The sequence below is a fragment of the Paramagnetospirillum caucaseum genome, assembly GCF_000342045.1.
Classification (GTDB): Bacteria; Pseudomonadota; Alphaproteobacteria; order Rhodospirillales; family Magnetospirillaceae; genus Phaeospirillum; species Phaeospirillum caucaseum.
The window spans coordinates 36,338-50,052 of sequence record NZ_AONQ01000008.1 but is presented as its reverse complement, the minus strand read 5'-3'; the positions used below and the strand labels follow the sequence as shown (position 1 = coordinate 50,052).

Sequence of the window (13,715 nt, the reverse complement as noted above, 5' to 3'; positions counted from 1 at the left end):
GTCAATGGTAATACCGAGGCCCTGGGCCTCGGTATTGTCGTTTATGGGGTAGGGTGCGAGGTCTTCCGTGGTGAGCCGAGTCGAGAAAAGCATCCTGCCGCTGGTCCTGCCGCCGCTGTCGCTGCTGGTGGCGGCGGGGCTGTGCGGCGTGGCGGTGCAGGCCGTGCCGCCGGGCCGGGTCTTCGACGACCCCGCGTCCTATCTGCCGGTCCACTCCATTCTCGAGATGATCTCCATCGCGGTGTCGCTGATGGTGTTCTCACTGGGCTGGACGGCGCACCGGGCCGATCAGAGCCAGCGAAATCTGATTCTGGGGCTGGCCGCCCTGGTGGCCGGAACCATCGACATCTTCCACACCCTGTCCTATCCGGGCATGCCGGATCTGGGAGCCCCCAGCGACACGGAAAAGACCATCAATCTCTGGCTTTTAGGGCGGCTGGCCATGGCGGTCGGCCTGATCCTGGCCGTGGCCGCCCCCGAACACCAATGGAGCGGCGCGAGGCGGCGCTGGTGGCTTGCCGGAATCGGGCTGCTGACCATGCTGCTGGTCACCGCCGGGCTGTTCCACCCGGAATGGTTCCCGCGGACCTTCATCCCCGGCAGCGGCCTGACCCCCTTCAAGGTGAACGCCGAGTACACCCTGGCCCTGGCCTATGTGGCTGCCTCCAGCCTCCTGACCCTGGAATTCCGCCGGACCGGGGACCGCAACGACCTGAAGATGGCGGTGGCCGCCTGGATTCTGGCCCTGTCGGGCCTGCTGCTCACCCTTTACGGCGAGGTGGGCGACGTCTTCAATCTGGCCGGCCATGTGGGCAAGGCGCTGGCCTACCTGCTGATCTACAACGCATTGTTCGTCTCGGGCGTCCAGACCCCCTATGACGCCCTGGCCAAGGAGCAGGCCCTGCTGCGCACCCTGATGGATTCGGTGCCGGACCTGATCTTCTTCAAGGACCCGCAATCGCGCTATCTCGGCTACAACCGGGCCTTCGCCGCCTATTGCGGCCGGCCCGAGGCCGGAATGATCGGCAGGACCGACGACGAGTTCGTCCCCCCCGAAATCGCCGAGTTCTACCGGAGCAAGGACCGCGAGGCCATGGCCGCCGGGCGGCCCACCAGCAACGAGGAATGGATCGACTATCCCGACGGGCGGCGGGTCCTGCTGGAGACCGTCAAGGCGCCGATCCACGACCACCGGGGAAGCCTGCTGGGCATGGTCGGCGTCAGCCGCGACATCACCGGCCGCAAGTCCGCCGAGGAAAAGCTGCGCCGCGCCCATTACGACCTGGAGATGGTCACCGCCGTCGCCGCCCACGACCTGCAGGAACCGGCGCGGACCATCGCCAGTTTCCTGCAATTGCTGCAATTGCGCTACGGCGACAAGTTGGGCGAGGACGCCGACCAGTACATCACCTACGCGGTGGAAGGGGCGCATCGCATGCGGGCTCAATTGGCCGGGCTGCTGGAATACACCCTGATCGACCGGGCGGATGCCTCGTTCCCGCCGGTAGACGCCTCCACCATCCTTGCCCAGGCGCTGGACGGCCTGCGACCCCGGATCGGCGAGGCCGGGGCGGCGGTCGTCCAGGAGTCCCTGCCGGTGATCAACGCCGATCCCGGGCAATTGCGGGTTCTGCTGCAGCACCTGATCGGCAACGCCATCAAGTTCCGCCATCCCGACCGCAAGCCGGAAATCCGCGTGACGGCGGCCCGTCTTCCCGATTGCTGGGAATTCTCGGTGGCCGACAACGGCATCGGCATCGAGGAGGATTACTGGGACAAGATCTTCGTGGTGTTCCAGCGCCTGCATTCCCTGCACCACTACGAAGGCACCGGGATTGGCCTTGCCATCTGCCGCAAGATCGTGGAACGTCACGGCGGCCGCATCCGGGTGGTGTCGGTCCCCGGCCAGGGCAGCACCTTCAGCTTCACCCTGCCGGATCGCGCCTGACCCCTTTCGGCAAGCCATGATCGACAGCATTCTCGACCGCCTGACCCGGCTGCACCCCAAGGTCATCGACCTGTCCCTGGACCGCGTCCTGCGGCTGCTGGACGCGCTCGGCAATCCCCAGGAGCGGCTGCCGCCGGTGATCCACGTGGCGGGGACCAACGGCAAGGGCTCGACGGTGGCGACCTTGCGCGCCCTGTTCGAGGCGGCGGGGATGCGGGTCCACGTCTACACCTCGCCCCATCTGGTGCGCTTCGCCGAACGCATCCGCATCGCCGGCCGCCTGCCCACCGACCCGGAACTGCTGGCCCTGCTGGAGGAGGTGGAGGCGGCCAACGGCGACGCCCCCATCACCTTCTTCGAGATCACCACGGCGGCGGCCTTCCTGGCCTTCGCAAGACAGCCCGCCGAATTGTGCATCCTGGAGACCGGGCTGGGCGGGCGGCTGGACGCCACCAATGTGGTGGAGCGGCCGGCGCTGACCGTCATCACCCCCATCGCCATGGACCACGAGAGCTTCCTGGGCGGCCGCATCGAGGCCATCGCCGCCGAGAAGGCCGGCATCATGAAGCGCGGTATCGCCTGCGTGGTCACCCGGCAGGGACGCAAGGCGGCCAAGGTGCTGGAGGCGCGCAGCAGCGAACTGGGCGTGCCGCTGATCAGGGAGGGCGAGCACTTCTTCGCCCGCACCGCCCCGGATGGCGGGCTGGTCTATCGCGGCCCGTCGGTGGAATGGAGCCTGCCCGCCCCAAGCCTGGCCGGCGCCTTCCAGTACCGCAACACCGCCCTGGCCCTGGCCTGCGTCGAACGCCTCAGCCGCACCGCGCCGGTCCCGGCCTTCCCCGATTTCCCCCAAGGCGCGCTGGGCCCCGGCATCCGCGCGGTGGAGTGGCCGGCCCGGCTGCAGCGCCTGTCCCGGGGGCCGCTGGTCGATCTGCTGCCCGCGGGCTGGGAGCTGTGGCTGGACGGCGGCCACAACCCCCATGCCGCCGAGGCCATCGCCCAGCACGCCCGCGCATGGCGGGACAAGCCGCTGATGGCGGTGTTCGGCATCCTGTCGACCAAGGATGTGGACGGCTATCTCGAGCCCCTGGCGCCCCGCTTCCACGCCTTGCGCGCCGTGGCGATCCCCGGCGAGGCGGCGACGCTGTCGGCCGAGGACGGGGCGAAGGCGGCGACCCGGCATTTCTGCCTGGACGCCAGCCCCGCCGCCTCGGTGGCGGCGGCCATCGGCGACCTCGTCGCCTCCGGTCCCGGCCCGGCCCGCATCCTGATCTGCGGCTCGCTCTATCTGGCGGGAACGGTGCTTTCCGACAATTCCTGAGGCGCGCCGAAGCGCTGGACCATCGCGGCGCGGGTCGCCGACCACACCTGGTCCAGGGGCTGGACGCGCCGGCGCACCTCCTCGGCATGGCCGTCGCGGGCGGCGGCCTCGATGGCGGCGGCGAGATCGGCCAGCGGCCCGCAGCCGGCCGCCCCGGCCATGCTCTTGAGGTCGTGGGCCGCCATGTGCAGGCGCAGCAGGTCGCCGGTCTCCCCGGCCAGGATGCGGCAGGCCTCCTCGGCCTGGGTGAGGAAGGTGGCGATCAGGCCGGCCATGCCCTCGGGGCCCAGATGGGCGGCCAGCTCGGTGAAGGGCGCGGTTCCCGCCACCAGGGGCGCCGCCGCCGCCTCCACCGGCCGGCCGGCCAGCACGTCAGCGATGACCTGGAACAGGATGTCGGGGTCCACCGGCTTGGCCACGTGGGCGTTCATGCCGGCCTCGCGGCAGCGCTCGGCGTCGCCGCGCATGGCATTGGCGGTCAGCGCGACGATCGGCACCATGCCGGCCGGGGCGGGTAGCGCCCGGATGCGCGACGCCGCCTCCAGCCCGTCCATCACCGGCATCTGCATGTCCATCAGCACCACGTCGAAGCCGCCGTCCCGCGCCATCTCCAGCGCCTCGGCGCCGTTGGCCGCCACGCTGACCCGGTGGGAGGCCTTGGTCAGGAACCCCAGCGCCACCTTCTGGTTGATGGCGTTGTCCTCGGCCAGCAGCACCGACAGCGGCGGCAGCACCGCGCCGCCCTGGGCGTCCACCGCGCCGAGGGCGGGGGCCGCGGTGGCGGGCAGGTCCAGGCGGAACCAGAAGCGGCTGCCGATGCCGGGGCGGCTTTCCACCCCGATCTCGCCGTCCTGAGCCTCCACCAGCCGGCGGCAGATGGCCAGCCCCAGCCCGGTGCCGCCGAACCGCCGGGTAATGGAGGAATCCGCCTGGGCGAAGGCGTGGAACAGCCGCTTGATCTCGGCCTCGCCCAGGCCGATGCCGGTGTCGGTCACCGAGAATTCCAGGCGGCCCGATCCGTCGCCGGCCAGCCCGGCGCGGATCAGCACATGGCCGGCATCGGTGAATTTCAGCGCGTTGCCCGCCAGATTGAGCAGGATCTGGCGCAGGCGGCCGCCGTCGCCCTCCACCCATTCGGGCACGCCGGAGGCGATGACGTGGGACAGTTCCAGCCCCTTCTCGCGGGCGCGGGCCGACAGCAGGGTCTGGATGCCGGCGACCACGCGGGCCGGACTGAAGGCGGCCCGCTCGAACTCCATCCGCCCGGCCTCCACCTTGGACAGGTCGAGGATGTTGTCCAGGATGCCCAGCAGCAGCTCGGCGGAATGGTGGACCATCTCCAGCCGGTCGCGGTCCTCGGATTCCAGGGGCCGGTCGAGCAGAAGGCGCACCATGCCGAGGATGCCGTTCATGGGGGTGCGGATCTCGTGGCTCATCACCGCCAGGAATTCGCTCTTGGCCCGGGTGCCGGCCTCGGCCGCCTCCTTGGCCTCCAGCAGGGTGACCCGCGCCCGCCGCTCGCCCTCGACCAGCAGGAACTGGCTGCGCCCCATGCGCTTGAGCTGGATGCGGGCGGTGGCGCCGACCAGATAGGCCACCACGGTCATCAGGGCGATGATCGCCATGTCGGCGGAGCTTTCCGGCACCGCGCGCAGCTCGGCCCAGGCCACCAGGCTGAGCAGGGGGGCGACGGCGCACAGCAGCGCCACCCGCCGGAACGAGCCCGGCAGGAACATGAACATGGACATGGCGATCAGCGGAAAGAACATGCCGCCGTGGCGGTCGAGCAGCGGATGGGCGAAGACCAGGGCGTTGAGGCAGAAGAAGGCGTAGAGCTGCAGGTGGGTGACGGCGATGACCATGCGGGCGGTGGCGGCCCGCGCCAGGGCGGACAGCCCGATGGCCAGCACGGTGGCGATGGCCAGCCGCACGGTCAGGAAGAACGCCAGCCGGTCGCCGTCCAAGGTCATCATGTCGAGGGGGACGAAGGACAGGCTGGTCAGGCCGGTGGCCAGCATGCAGAGATAGGCCCCGTCCCGCAGCCGCTGCCGGGACGATTCGATGAAGGTGCCCTCGAGTTCACGCGAACGGAACTCGCCGCACCAGGTGATGGCGGCGTCCCTGATCCCCATGGGGCGCAGGGTAAGAAGCGGATAGGACTCCAGTCAATACACTGAAACCCTGAGAGCCGGGGAATGGAGGCGGCCGGAGCCGCCCCCACCGTTCACCCTATTTCTTCCACCGCGCCGCCGCCTCGGCGACCCGCTTGCCCAGATGGGCGGCGGTCTTCCTGTCGGCCGCGGTGACGCCTTCCGGTCCCTGGTCGGAATTGGCCTGGGCCATGGCGCCGAGGAAGCTGCCCAGCCGGTTGAGATCCTCGACGCTGCCCTTGGAACTGTTGTTGCCGGGCAGCAGGTCGAGGCCCACCCACACCATGCCGTGCTGGGCGGCGAAGACCGACAGCTGGATCAGGGCGTTCAGCTTGTCGCCGCTCTGGCTGGCCGAGACGGTGAAGCCCGCCGCCACCTTGTCCTGCCAGCCCCGGCCGTACCAGGTCTTGGAGCTCCATTCCATGAACTCTTTGAACTTGGCCGAGACCGAGCCCATGTAGGTGGGCGAGCCGAAGACGATGGCGTCGGCGCCGTCCAGCAGGGCGGCCTTGGCCTCGGCCTCGTCGGCCGGAATCAGGTGAACCTGGGCGCCGGCCACCTGGGCCGCCCCCTGGGCCACGGCCTCGGCGACCGCCCGGGTGTGGCCGTAGCCGGAATGAAAGACGATGGCGATGGAAGTCATGCTGTTCTCCTTGATGTAATGGTATCTGTTACCGTTACGTTTATCCGCAAAAAAAGAGGGCTACCCCTCGACCTTCAGGGCTCCCACCACTTCCGACAACAGGGTGGTGGAAAGGACCGCGTCGCGGGCGGCGTCGGCCCGCTCCATCACCCGGACCAGCACCGACTGGATGTTGCGCCCCACGGGACAGGCCGGGTTGGGCGGCTGGTTGTGCAGGGCCGGCTCCTCGTCCTCGTCCACCGCCCGATGGATGTCGAGCAGGGAAATCCTGTCCGCCGGCCGGGCCAGCACCGACCCGCCGGCGCTGCCCCGCGTCGAACGGACCAGCCCGGCCTTGGCCAGGGCCGACAGCAGCCGGCGCACCACCACCGGATTGGTATTGACCGAACCGGCGATCCATTCCGACGTGCACGGCTGCCCCTCCATGGTGGCGAGCAGGGCGGTGATGTGGACGGCAACGGCGAAGCGGCAGTTTCTGGCCATGGGAAATATGTAACAGATACAGTTTCTATTCGCAACAGGAAAACCCGCCCCCGGTTTCCCGCGTTGCTCGCTTTGGCCGGGGCGGCCTATTCTGGGGACAGGGAGAAAACCATGAACACGGGTAATCCGCTGAATATCGGTGAGGCGTTCGGCCGCGCCATGCAGGCCTGGGACGACGGCAATGCCGCCGAGGCCCGGCGGCTGGCCCGCACCATCGTCGAGGCACGGCCGGATTTCGGCGGCGCCCATTACCTGCTGGGCCTGATCGCCCTGGGGCAGGGTCAAGCCAAGCGGGCGGTGGAACACCTGACCCAGGCGGTGGCCGCCGACCCCAGCCAACCGGTGCCGCGCCTGGCCCTGGGCCGCGCCCTGGAGGCCCTGGACAATGTCAACAGCGCCATCCTGCACTACCGCGCCATCCTGGGCCGCGAACCCAATCATGCCGAGGCCAATGCCCGGCTGGCCGACCTGCTGGGCCGGCTGGGGCGCAACAAGGCCGAGGCGCTGGACCATGCCCGCCGGGCGGTGGCCGCCGACCCCCGTCACGCCGAGGCCCTGTGTACCCTGGGCGCCCTGCTGCACCAGGACGGCGAGAACGCCGAGGCCGCCGGCATGCTGGAGCGCGCCCTGGAGCTGCGCCCCGACTGGGCGGTGGCGCTGAACAATTACGGGCTGGTGCTGCGCGCCCTGGGCCGGAACGAGCGGGCGGTGGCGGTGCTGTCGGGCGCGGTGGATTTGCGCCGCGACCATGCCGGCACCAGGGCCAATCTGGCCGCCGCCTTGCGCGGCCTGGGCCGCCTGGACGACGCCCGCGTCCATGCGGAACGGGCCACCAAGCTCAATTCCCGCGATCCGTCCGGCTGGCTGGAACTGGGGCTGATCCGCCGGGGCCTGGGGATGCCCGAGGCCGCCGCCGCCGCCTTCGAACGGGCGGTCACCGCCAGCCCCGATTCGGTGAACGCCCATTACTGTCTGGCCGAGGCCCGCCTCGCCCTCGGCCAGAAAGAGCGGGCCGCCAAACATTTCCGCCGCTGCCTGGAACTGGACCCCGAGGATCGCCACGGCGCCGCCCTCGGCCTGACCCAGGCCGGGGCCGGAGACGCCCCCAGCCGCGCCCCAGACGCCTATGTGCGCCAGCTGTTCGACGATTACGCCGACAAGTTCGATGCCGCCCTGGTGGACAAGCTGGCCTATCGCGCCCCAGCCTTGCTGGCCCAGGCCCTGGACAAGACCCTGGAGCGCCGTCAAGACCTGGACGTGCTGGACGCCGGCTGCGGCACCGGGCTGGCCGCGCCGGTGCTGCGCCCCCTGGCCGCCCGCCTGGACGGCATCGACCTGTCGGGCGCCATGGTGGACAAGGCCCGCAGCCGCGGGCTGTACGACCGGCTGGAGGTGGGGGAGCTGGTCGCCAGCCTCAAGGACCGCTCCGAGACCTACGACCTGGTGGCGGCCGCCGACGTGCTGGTCTATTTCGGCGACCTGGAGGAGATCATGGCCGCCGCCGCCCGGGCGCTGAAACCCGGCGGCGTGTTCGCCTTCACGGTGGAGCGGGCCGAGGATTGCGCCTCCTACCTCCTGGGCGCCAAGAACCGCTATGCCCATGCCCCCGGCTACGTCGAGGCGGTGGCCGCCAGCCACGGCTTCGCCATCGCCGCCATGGAACAGGCCTCCACCCGCCAGGAGGCGGGCGAGGACGTGCCCGGCCTTGTGGTGGTGCTGCGCAAGGGATAAGGTCCCGGCGGTTCCATCTGGATTGACTCCGCATGTGCGGCTTCGCCGGCTTCCTCGACCTGACCCAGGCCACTCCCGAGCGGGAAACGGTGGTGCGCGCCATGGCCGCCACCCTTCTCCATCGCGGCCCCGACGACGACGGCGCCTGGGTGGACGACGCGGCCGGGGTGGCGCTGGGTTTCCGCCGCCTGGCCATCCTCGACCTGTCGCCCCAGGGCCACCAGCCCATGACGTCGCACGACGGGCGCTGGGTGATCAGCTTCAACGGCGAGATCTACAACCACGGCGACCTGAAGGCCCGGCTGGGCGACGGCATCGCCTGGCGCGGCCATTCCGACACGGAAGTGCTGCTGGAGGCGGTCGCCGCCTGGGGGGTGGAGGCGGCGCTGGCCGAATGCGACGGCATGTTCGCGCTTGCCCTGTGGGACCAGCGGGACCGGGCCCTGACCCTGGCCCGCGACCGCTTCGGCGAAAAGCCGCTCTATTGGGGCAGGGCCGGCGGCAGCCTGCTGTTCGGCTCGGAACTCAAGGCGCTGGCCGCCCATCCCGCCTGGGAGGGCGGCATCGACCGCGACGCCCTGGGGCTTTACATGCGTCTCGGCTGGATTCCGGCGCCCCACACCATCCATCCCGGCATCTTCAAGCTGGAGCCCGGCCACCTGATGCGGGTGAGCGGCGGGCAGATCGCGGCCAAGGCCTACTGGTCGGCCGCCGACAGCGCCGTCCGCCTGGAGAACACCTTCACCGGCGATGCCGGGCAGGCCGCCGACCGGCTGGAGGACTTGCTGCGCCAGTCGGTCGGCTTGCGCATGCAGGCCGACGTGCCGGTGGGGGTCTTCCTGTCGGGCGGCGTCGATTCCTCCATCACCGCCGCCCTGATGCGGCAATTGTCGGCCGGACCGGTCCATTCCTTCACCATCGGCTTCGACCAGTCGGGACTGGACGAAAGCCCCCACGCCCGCGCCGTCGCCGACAATCTGGGCACCATTCACACCGAGGTGCGGATCGGCGATTCCGAGGCCCTGGCCATGGTGCCGCGCCTGCCCGTCCTCTACGACGAGCCCTTCGCCGACGCCGCCGCCCTGCCCACCGCCCTGCTGGCTCAGGTGACGCGCCGGAGCGTGACGGTCGCCCTGTCGGGCGACGGCGCCGACGAGCTGTTCGGCGGCTACGGCATCTACCGCTCCATACCGAAGGACTGGCTGCGACTGCAAGGCCTGCCCGGCGGCCTGAAGAGCGCCGGCGCCCGGGCCGCCCGCCTGCTGGCCGGACCGGCGGAGGGCCTCGCCGCCCTGGCCGGGGGAATCGTCAGACGCCGCAGCCATCCCGGCTACCGCCTGGGGCGCGAGGCCGAGCGGCTGGAGGCCGCCTCGCTGGCCGAGCTGCTGGGCCTGCATTATTCCCGCTGGCGCGGCATGCCCGGCCCGGTCCTGGGCGCCGGCCGCGCCGACAGCCTGTTCACCGCCCCCACGCCGCGGGTGAGCGACGATGGCCTGGCCACCATGCTGCTGGATGCCGGCGGCTACCTGCCCGACGATCTGTGCGTCAAGACCGACCGCGCCACCATGGGCGCCTCGCTGGAGGCCCGCCTGCCCTTCCTGGCGCCCGGCATCGCCCAATTCGCCTGGAGCCTGCCCGCGCCCTTGAAGATCGAGGGCGAGGTGGGCAAGGCGGTGCTGCGCCGGGTGCTCTACCGCCATGTGCCGCGCGCCCTGGTGGACCGCCCCAAGATGGGGTTCGAGGTGCCGCTGCGCCGCTGGCTGAGCGGCCCGTTGCGCGGCTGGGCCGACGACCTGCTGTCCGAGGACAGGCTGCGCCGCCAGGGCTGGCTCGATGCCGGCCTGGTCGCCCGCTGCTGGAGCGAGCACCGCTCGGGCGCCAAGAACTGGCAGAACGAGATGTGGCACGCCCTGATGTTCCAGGCGTGGCTGGAGACGGTCAGTCCCTGACCGAGTTCCGCTCGCGGGCCGCCCGGATGACGGCGCGGTCGGCGGCCAGGATGGAATCGACGGCTCCGTCCTGGCGCATGGCCTTCAGGGCTTCGGCCAGCCTGGGGGCCAGGTGGGCGTGGCGGATGTTGACGTAGTGGTAAAGCGGGGTGACCGCCACCGGCGTCTCCAGCGCCCGGAGCGGCCCCAGCTTCAGCTCGTCGATCAGCAGCCAGACCGCATCGCCCAGCAGCGTCATCTGGCAATGCCCGGCCTTGACCATGCGCAGCGACGCCTCGTTGGTGGAGACCAGCTCGCGGTTCATGCCCTCGGTGCCGTTCTCGCCCAGCTTGAAGCCGCGCACCACGCAGATGGAATAGGGGCGCAGGCTCTCCCAGCCCCTGACCTCGAATCTCATCCCGGCGGTGAAGGCGACGGTATCGAAGCTCAGCACCGGCTCGGGCACCCGCACCAGATTGGGATAGCGGGCTTCCAGCCCGGCCATGCGCATGGTGTCGCCGTCGGTGTCGCCGCTGTCGGCCGAGACGATGCCGCGCTCGTTGGGACGGATGTCGGCCACCGCCTGCAAGCCGATGCGACGATAGGCCTCGCGCACCACCTCGAAGCCGCGCACGCTGAGATGGTCGCCCTGGATCTGCGAGATCATGTGAATATCGGCGGCACCGGCCGGTCCCGTCACCGGCCAGGCCAGCAGGACGAGGAGGCTGAGCGCCGCCCGGATCACGGGGAATACTCCGCCGGATCGGCCAGTCCGGCCTCGGCGAAGCCCTTGAGGCGCAGGCGGCAGGAATCGCAATGGCCGCAAGCCCTTCCCCCGGGATCGGGGTCGTAGCAGGTCGAGGTGATGGAATAATCGACGCCGAGGCCCAGGCCGCGCCGGATGATGTCGGCCTTGCTGAGATCGATCAGCGGGGTGTGCAGCCGCAATCTGGTGCCCTCCACCGCCGCCTTGGTGGCCAGGTTGGCCATGGCCTCGAAGGCCCCGATGTAGTCGGGACGGCAATCGGGATAGCCGGAATAATCCACGGCGTTGACGCCGACAAAGATGTCGGCGGCGCCGATCACCTCGGCGAAGGCCAGGGCGAAGGACAGCATGATGGTGTTGCGGGCCGGCACGTAGGTCACCGGAATGCCGGCCGGAATGGCCTCGTCCAGATTACCTTTGGGCACCGCGATGTCCGACGTCAGCGCCGAACCGCCGAACACCCGCAGATCGATGTCGGCGATGCGGTGGTCGGCGATCCCCATGGCCGCCGCCACCCGCTCGGCCGCCCGGATCTCCACCGCGTGGCGCTGGCCGTAGCGGAAGGTCAAGGCGGCGGGCGCGAAGCCCTCGGCCTTGGCGATGGCCAGCACCGTGGCGGAATCTAGACCGCCGGACAGCAGGACGACGGCCGGCCGCATGGCTACAGCGAGAAATGCGACGCGATGAAGGCGTCGATCTCGGCCTCGGACCAGCCCTTGGCGGCCAGACCGTCCCTGACCTTGGTGATGTCCACGTTGGGCCAGGTGTGGCAGCTCTCGATGGTGTGCTTGTCGGCATCGACGATGCGGAAGTCGTAGGGCCGCCTCTCGCTCTGGAACACGTCGTAGTACAGCACCTGATCCACGTGGTTGTCGGGCAGGAAGGTCAGGATGCGCGGCTTGATCTCGTACAGCTTCTCCGGCCCGGCGATGTCGGCGGACGCCGCGATGATCAGCTCGTCGCCCTTCTGGCAGGTGCGCGCCGCGGCGCCGTTCAGCACGCAGCAGCGCGAGCCGGGCTCGCCGAAGATGACGTAGGTGGAGATGCGGGCCGCCGAGTTCTTGTTCCAGATATCGACGAATTCCATGGGGTAGATGCCGGCCATCTCGCACTGCTCGGGGTCGAGCGTGATCGAGCCGTGGTAATTGAGGTCGGCATTGGTAACGCGAATGCCGTGCAGCTTCGCGCGAATGATCTTCATCATGGGACACCGGAACAAACTTGCAGCATAGTGCAGTGACCTAAACGTACCGGGCCCCCTTCCGCAACACCTTATTGCGGTGAGGGGCGCGGATTCGGCGCTTGACGCCCTCATGCGCCCTGTCGTTTGCTGGGGCTCCGAGTTGTTCAGTAGGATAATCCCGCCCATGTCCGCACCCGCCAAGCCCAGCGGCGAACCCATCGCCGGCAAGCATCAGCTGGTCGAGTACCTGGAATCCGGGTGCAAGCCGAAGGATGCCTGGCGTATCGGCACCGAGCATGAAAAGTTCGGTTTCTCCCTCGACGATTTCAAGCCGCTGCCCTATGGCGGCGAGCGTGGCATCAAGGCCATGCTGGACGGGCTGGTCGGCCTGGGCTGGGAGCCGGTGTTCGAGGGCGGCAACGTCATCGCGCTGCACGATTCCTGCGGCGCCGCCATCAGCCTGGAGCCGGGCGGCCAGCTGGAACTGTCCGGCGGCCTGCTGGAAACCATCCACCAGACCGCCGCCGAGGTCACCCACCACCTGGCGCAGGTCAAGCACGTCGCCCAGGGCCTGGGCATCGGATTCATGGGGGTCGGCTTCCAGCCCAAATGGAGCAAGGACGACACGCCGTGGATGCCCAAGGGCCGCTACGCCATCATGCGCCGCTACATGCCCGAGGTGGGAACCAAGGGCCTGGACATGATGCTGCGCACCTGTACCGTGCAGGTGAACCTGGACTTCGCCTCGGAAGCCGACATGGTGAAGAAGCTGCGCGTTTCCCTGGCGCTGCAGCCCGTCGCCACCGCCCTGTTCGCCGCCTCGCCCTTCGTGGACGGCAAGCCGTCGGGCTTCATCTCGGCGCGCGGCGACGTGTGGACCGACACCGACCGCCACCGCACCGGCGGCTTGGCCTTCGCCTTCGACGACGGCATGGGCTTCGAGCGCTATGTGGACTGGATGCTGGACGTGCCCATGTACTTCGTCTACCGCGACGGCAAGTACATCGACGCGGCGGGCCAGAGCTTCCGCGATTTCATGGCCGGCAGGCTGCCGGCCTTTCCCGGCGAGCTGCCCACCATGGGCGACTGGGCCGACCACCTGACCACCGCCTTCCCCGACGTGCGGTTGAAGAAGTTCCTGGAGATGCGCGGCGCCGATGCCGGACCGTGGCGGCGGCTATGCGCCCTGCCCGCCCTGTGGACGGGCCTGCTCTATGACGACGCGGCCCTGGATCAGGCCTGGGAACTGGTCAAGGGCTGGGGGCCCGAGGAGCGCGAGGCCCTGCGCGCCGCCGTCCCCGCCCAGGGACTGGCCGCCACCATCGGCGGGCGCAGCGTGCGCGAAGTGGCGCTGGACGTGCTGGCCCTCGCCTCCGCCGGCCTGAAGGCGCGCGCGCGGCTCAACGATTCGGGACGCGACGAGAGCATCTACCTCGATCCCATCGAGGCGGTGGCGAGGAACGGCAAGACCGCCGCCGAGGACATGCTGGAGGCCTACGCCACCCGCTGGCGGGGCTGCATCGATCCGATCTTCAAGGAATACGCCTACTGAAGACGCGGCC

At 69.8% G+C, this 13,715-nt stretch carries 11 protein-coding genes; 5 read left to right on the top strand and 6 right to left on the bottom strand.

All coding sequences use genetic code 11. The annotated features are described in order from the left end of the window. Positions 1-67: 67 nt before the first annotated feature. Complete coding sequence (locus H261_RS23220; protein ID WP_008614833.1) at positions 68-1,948, top strand: sensor histidine kinase; 1,881 nt, start codon at positions 68-70, stop codon at positions 1,946-1,948. A gap of 16 nt (positions 1,949-1,964) precedes the next feature. Beyond that, the gene (locus H261_RS04490; RefSeq protein WP_008614832.1) at positions 1,965-3,269 is read left to right on the top strand and encodes a bifunctional folylpolyglutamate synthase/dihydrofolate synthase; all 1,305 of its coding nucleotides are present in this window, start codon (positions 1,965-1,967) and stop codon (positions 3,267-3,269) included. Here H261_RS04490 and H261_RS04485 read toward each other — a convergent pair. The 3 genes from H261_RS04485 to H261_RS04475 form a co-directional block, all read right to left on the bottom strand. Continuing rightward, on the bottom strand, positions 3,233-5,401 hold the full coding sequence (locus H261_RS04485) for an ATP-binding protein (protein WP_008614822.1): 2,169 nt from the start codon (positions 5,399-5,401) through the stop codon (positions 3,233-3,235). The two genes, H261_RS04490 and H261_RS04485, sit on opposite strands and share 37 nt — an antisense overlap. Before the next feature lie 97 nt (positions 5,402-5,498). Then, positions 5,499-6,062 (bottom strand): flavodoxin family protein, encoded by a 564-nt coding sequence (locus H261_RS04480; RefSeq protein WP_008614820.1) that lies wholly within the window; start codon positions 6,060-6,062, stop codon positions 5,499-5,501. 60 nt (positions 6,063-6,122) lie between these two features. Beyond that, positions 6,123-6,545, bottom strand: coding sequence for an Rrf2 family transcriptional regulator (locus H261_RS04475; RefSeq protein ID WP_008614818.1), 423 nt, complete (start codon positions 6,543-6,545; stop codon positions 6,123-6,125). Positions 6,546-6,656: 111 nt separating this feature from the next. On the opposite strand from H261_RS04475, the gene H261_RS04470 reads away from it, so the two are divergent. Both H261_RS04470 and asnB read left to right on the top strand, forming a co-directional pair. Then, positions 6,657-8,276, top strand: a complete 1,620-nt coding sequence (locus H261_RS04470) for a tetratricopeptide repeat protein (protein ID WP_008614816.1) — start codon at positions 6,657-6,659, stop codon at positions 8,274-8,276. Positions 8,277-8,308: 32 nt separating this feature from the next. Beyond that, positions 8,309-10,225: an asparagine synthase (glutamine-hydrolyzing) gene (asnB, locus tag H261_RS04465; protein WP_008614815.1), complete on the top strand. Its 1,917-nt coding sequence runs from the start codon at positions 8,309-8,311 to the stop codon at positions 10,223-10,225. Here asnB and H261_RS04460 read toward each other — a convergent pair. The 3 genes from H261_RS04460 to H261_RS04450 are packed head-to-tail and all read right to left on the bottom strand — an operon-like array spanning position 10,215 to position 12,174. After that, a complete protein-coding gene (locus tag H261_RS04460; RefSeq protein WP_008614806.1) occupies positions 10,215-10,949 on the bottom strand; it encodes a substrate-binding periplasmic protein in 735 nt (244 codons plus the stop codon). The two genes, asnB and H261_RS04460, sit on opposite strands and share 11 nt — an antisense overlap. Beyond that, on the bottom strand, positions 10,946-11,629 hold the full coding sequence (gene queC / locus H261_RS04455; RefSeq protein WP_008614797.1) for a 7-cyano-7-deazaguanine synthase QueC: 684 nt from the start codon (positions 11,627-11,629) through the stop codon (positions 10,946-10,948). Before queC ends, H261_RS04460 begins: the two co-directional genes overlap by 4 nt. Before the next feature lie 2 nt (positions 11,630-11,631). Continuing rightward, positions 11,632-12,174, bottom strand: coding sequence for an aspartate 1-decarboxylase (locus H261_RS04450; protein WP_008614795.1), 543 nt, complete (start codon positions 12,172-12,174; stop codon positions 11,632-11,634). A gap of 163 nt (positions 12,175-12,337) precedes the next feature. Here H261_RS04450 and H261_RS04445 point away from each other — a divergent pair, with 163 nt between their 5' ends. Beyond that, positions 12,338-13,705, top strand: a complete 1,368-nt coding sequence (locus H261_RS04445; protein ID WP_008614793.1) for a glutamate--cysteine ligase — start codon at positions 12,338-12,340, stop codon at positions 13,703-13,705. Positions 13,706-13,715 lie beyond the last annotated feature (10 nt).